This window comes from Oleiphilus sp. HI0132 (assembly GCF_001635845.1).
This window is the reverse complement of record NZ_LWGJ01000912.1, coordinates 1-269: the sequence shown is the minus strand read 5'-3', so window position 1 is coordinate 269 and position 269 is coordinate 1. Positions and strand designations below refer to the sequence as shown.

At 48.3% G+C, this 269-nt stretch carries 1 protein-coding gene; it reads left to right on the top strand.

Annotation, left to right across the window (positions count from 1 at the left end; genetic code table 11):
• A partial coding sequence (locus tag A3766_RS10325) for a mechanosensitive ion channel family protein (protein WP_156508856.1) occupies positions 1 to 269 on the top strand: 269 nt, incomplete at both ends.

Here is a 269-nt window from a genome sequence, read left to right as displayed (position 1 = left end):
ATACGCACTCTTAACAACAATCTCACAAGCAAGGTCGATGCGACGCTTGGTCAATTCGTCTGCAGCATTCTTTCAGTTATTCTGAAAGTAGTCTTGTTGATTTCAGTTGCCTCGATGGTCGGCATCGAGACAACATCATTTGTGGCAGTACTCGGTGCTGCCGGCTTAGCTGTTGGCCTAGCTCTTCAAGGAAGCCTAGCCAACTTCGCCGGAGGCGTTGTCATTCTGCTATTCAAGCCTTTCAAGGTAGGAGACCTGATTGAAGCTCA